The 3,881-nt window shown below is 41.0% G+C and carries 6 protein-coding genes; 5 read left to right on the plus strand and 1 reads right to left on the minus strand.

Going from position 1 to position 3,881, the window contains the following annotated elements:
* Together AC11ZT_RS07810 and AC11ZT_RS07815 are read left to right on the plus strand one after the other, a co-directional pair.
* Positions 1-216, plus strand: a 216-nt coding sequence (locus tag AC11ZT_RS07810; protein ID WP_484059060.1) for an FtsW/RodA/SpoVE family cell cycle protein, incomplete at its 5' end; no start/stop codon positions are given.
* A 351-nt stretch (positions 217-567) separates the two neighbouring features.
* The gene (locus AC11ZT_RS07815) at positions 568-858 is read left to right on the plus strand and encodes a hypothetical protein (protein WP_484059061.1); all 291 of its coding nucleotides are present in this window, start codon (positions 568-570) and stop codon (positions 856-858) included.
* A gap of 57 nt (positions 859-915) precedes the next feature.
* On the opposite strand, the gene AC11ZT_RS07820 is transcribed toward AC11ZT_RS07815, so the two are convergent.
* Positions 916-1,383 (minus strand): 2-thiouracil desulfurase family protein, encoded by a 468-nt coding sequence (locus tag AC11ZT_RS07820; RefSeq protein ID WP_484059062.1) that lies wholly within the window; start codon positions 1,381-1,383, stop codon positions 916-918.
* A gap of 247 nt (positions 1,384-1,630) precedes the next feature.
* Between AC11ZT_RS07820 and AC11ZT_RS07825 the strand changes: the two genes are divergently transcribed.
* The 3 genes from AC11ZT_RS07825 to AC11ZT_RS07835 all read left to right on the plus strand — a co-directional run.
* Positions 1,631-2,809, plus strand: a complete 1,179-nt coding sequence (locus AC11ZT_RS07825) for an efflux RND transporter periplasmic adaptor subunit (protein ID WP_484059063.1) — start codon at positions 1,631-1,633, stop codon at positions 2,807-2,809.
* Complete coding sequence (locus AC11ZT_RS07830; RefSeq protein WP_484059064.1) at positions 2,806-3,498, plus strand: ABC transporter ATP-binding protein; 693 nt, start codon at positions 2,806-2,808, stop codon at positions 3,496-3,498. The genes AC11ZT_RS07825 and AC11ZT_RS07830 overlap by 4 nt, the downstream gene beginning before the upstream one ends.
* Positions 3,482-3,881 (plus strand): ABC transporter permease (locus AC11ZT_RS07835; RefSeq protein ID WP_484059065.1); only part of this gene is annotated, 400 nt, incomplete at its 3' end. The genes AC11ZT_RS07830 and AC11ZT_RS07835, both read left to right, overlap by 17 nt.

Consider the following 3,881-nt stretch of genomic DNA (forward strand, 5'->3'; position numbering starts at 1 on the left):
CCATTTGGTGCATACATCTGCGCTGGATCAGCGGTCATGCTATCTTTGCAAATCTTCCAAAACATCGGAATGATTGTAGGTCTCATGCCAGTAAAAGGAATTTCCCTTCCGTTCTTAACATACGGAGGAAGCTCTCTATTTTCAAACATGATTTTAATCGGCATCTTCCTGTCGATACGGAAAAGCTACAGGAAATACATGTTCTCAGTTGACTAGTAAAAACGCTTCGTATATAGAGGACATTGAAAAGGGAATCCCTCTCTTACCTAGAGAAGGATCCCTTTTTTTCTTTGTCTAACCTATTAATGATAGAATCCTTTACTCCTAGATACTAGAGAAATCGCTGTTTTGGTGACCGTTTTGAGAGAATAAGAAAGTTGGGGGTCATCAAAGTAATCGTCTCTATAAAAATAGGGCGCTTTTTTTGTAAATATAGTAGATTCTTCTTTTTTCTCACGGATAATTCTTCCGTTTTTTAACAGAAAAACAAATAATCAAGAATTGCTTTTTACCTTCTTTCTGATAGACTGATGCTACAGACAACCACTATATAAAGGAGGAGTGTTTATGGCTGAAATTACTACTAAAGATTTGATGCGAGCGATATTGGACATGCATGACGCGCTGAAGGATGTCCAGCAAGAGGTAAGTGTGTTGAGACAAGAGGTAAAAGAGTTGAAGCAAGAGGTAAACGAGTTAAAGGAAGAGTTGAAAGAGTTTAAGCAAGAAGTAAGAAGCGAATTTATAGAAGTAAAAAAGGATATCGAAGATTTAAAGGTTATGACGGAAGTGTTTCAAGAAGATTTAATGAAGAATCGAATGGACATTCAGAAGATAAAGAAACAGCTGAAAGCTTAATCACCCTTTTTTTATATAAAAAAACCTCGCAAGAAGCGAGGTTTCTACATAAGTTATCTATGCAATACTGCTTACCATTTTCATAAATTCTACGTCAGATAGAACCGTTATGCCGTTTCGGCGAAGTAAGGCTGCGGTTACACCTTCTCCTGCTTTTCTGATGTCAGTAAAATTGCCATCATAGATCATACTACTGCCACAAGACGGACTACTTTCTTTCAAAACAACACAAGCGGCTTGTTCGCGTTTGGCCACTTCCAATGCTTTTTGTGCTCCTATTAGATAACGATTCGTTACGTCTTCACCCGATTTTGTAAGGACCGTTGCAACTCCATCTAGTACATCCGAACCAGATCCGCCCACAATTTCTGCAGGCTCGCGCGGAGTAGAGAAACCACTTAGCATTTCGGGACAGACGAGAACTGCTTTTTTCTCTCTTACTAGCTTTTCTATTTTGGAAACGAGATGGTGCGAACCATTATATCGACAGGCAACGCCTGCTAAACATGCACTCACGACAATCATTCTATACATCTCCTACTGTGTAAGATTTACTCTCTATTATAAAACACATTGAGCTGTTATGGCACAGTGTTGTTTTTTTACAACAATAAACCGTTTGCAAGTGACAAAAAAGAGATTTGTTTTCGTATGACGTACATAAATCTGACAAAAAGAATACATATATATAGAATAGGAACATATTGTAGTATATTGGTATATTCTGTATAATTTGGGTTGAGATAAAATATTTTAAAAAGGGGATTCGAAGATGCAGATAGAGACGGTCCAAGCTCCGAGGCGAAAACGTAAATGGATTATAATCGGATTCATCCTACTTATCGTTCTTGTTGTCGGGATTAATATTGTCGTGACACAGGCGAAAAAGGGAAGCGCGCAAGCTGGTTTGAAATTCGCAGTTGCGACAGAACGAAGCATAAACAATATGAAACTGATTTCGGGTCGCGTCATTCCGGGTAACATTGACACGATTTATGCAGATGCAACAAAAGGGAAAGTGAAGGATATCTTTATAAAGGAAGGCGACGAAGTCAAAAAGGACCAGAAGCTCTTTTCTTACGATAGTCCAGAACTTGCCCTGCAAATTAAGCAGGCTGACCTTGATAACCAGATGACGACTATGCGCTCGAAGCAAGCGTCAGATAAAATTGATTCCTTGAACCAGGATATTCAAAAGGCTAAGGATGCGGGTGCGCCATCTACAGTAATTCAGCCGTTGGAAGCCCAAGTAGCGGACTTGGAATCACAGATGAAAACCATCGATCTTGAAAAGCAAAAGAATGATCTGCAGCAGCAGGAATTGCAGAAAAAACAAGATGATTTAATTGTATATAGCAAAAACAACGGCATTGTGCAAAAGCTTGACCCGGATGCTTCGCAAGGGTCCGCGCAGCTTCAGCCAAAGGCATTTATTCAAATTGCCTCCAAAGATCCATTCCAAATTCAAGGAACGTTAACGGAACTGCAAAAGTCACAAATCCAGAAGGGACAAGCAGTAACGATAACAGCGAAGGCGGTAGCGAATAAAACGTGGAAGGGAAAAATTATAGAAGTGAGCGAATATCCAACAACGGCGGATAGTGGACAATTGAGTACAACCGATACCACCCAGTCGCAAACCATATCGTATTATACCTATAAAGCTTCCCTAGAATCGCAAGATGGATTAGCACCAGGTTATCATGTATCGATGCAAGTAAATATTTCATCTCAAAAACTACTTTCTGTACCGCGAAGCAGTATTGTAGAGGAAAATAATGAATCGTATTTGTTTATAAACGATAACGGGAAGCTAAAGAAAACGAAGGTTACGACTGGTCTTAGCGACGGGGAATGGATTCAAGTATCTCAAGGAGTAAAAGAAGGAGATAAGGTAGCAGAAAGTCCTTCATCCAAGCTGCAAGATGGAATGGATGTGAAGGCAAATTGATTAGCCTGCGGCACATTAATAAGACGTTCAAACAAGGTGCGTTAGAAGTACCGGTTTTGCATGATATTAATATCGAAATTAATAGCGGTGAATTCGTGAGTATTATGGGGCCATCTGGATCAGGAAAGTCTACACTTATGAACATTATCGGCTGTCTGGATCGCAGAGCAGAAGGGGAATACATATTAAATGATGTAAATGTATTAACTGCTGATGACACGGAACTTGCCCTGCTTCGCAATCGTTCGATCGGTTTCGTATTTCAACATTTTCATTTGTTACCGCGCTTAACAGCAGTTGAAAATGTGGAACTTACGCTTATTTACGGAGGCGTCAGTAAGAAGGAGCGACGTGAGCTAGCACTGGAGGCGCTAGCTAAAGTTGGTCTTGCTGATCGCGTTAACTATTTGCCGAACCAGCTTTCTGGTGGACAAAAGCAGCGCGTGGCAATTGCGAGAAGTATTGCAAACAAACCAAGCTTTATATTAGCGGACGAGCCGACCGGGGCACTCGATACAAAATCAGGTGCACAGGTGATGGATATTTTTACGCAGTTAAATAAGGAAGGAACGACCATCATCATGGTTACACACGAAGATGAGGTTGCCGCCTACTCCAAGCGCCGCATCATGCTACGCGATGGGAAAATTACGCAGGATCGGAGCGAATACAATGAGCTTACTCGATAGTATCAAAATAGCCCTGTCATCTATTCTAGCCCATAAGCTCCGCTCCGCTCTTACTATGCTTGGCATCATCATTGGCGTTGGTAGCATCATTACCGTAGTCGCAATTGGGCAAGGCGGGGAAGCGGCATTAAAGTCGCAAATTGCTGGTGGAGGAAATAATACGATTCAGCTCAATTTTAAGCCGGACACTGAGGATATTTTTGCGAATCCATTGGAGAAGCAGCCGACGTTCACGCAGGAGGATTTACTTCAGCTGAGCAAAATTCCAGAGGTCGCTTCGGTCATTACCGAAAACTCCTCCTTTGACCCAATTGAAGTCAATGATAAAAAAGTAAACGTGCAAATTTCAGGTATTACGAGTGATTATTTTACAGTGAACAAAC

The organism is Ectobacillus sp. (assembly GCF_056992975.1).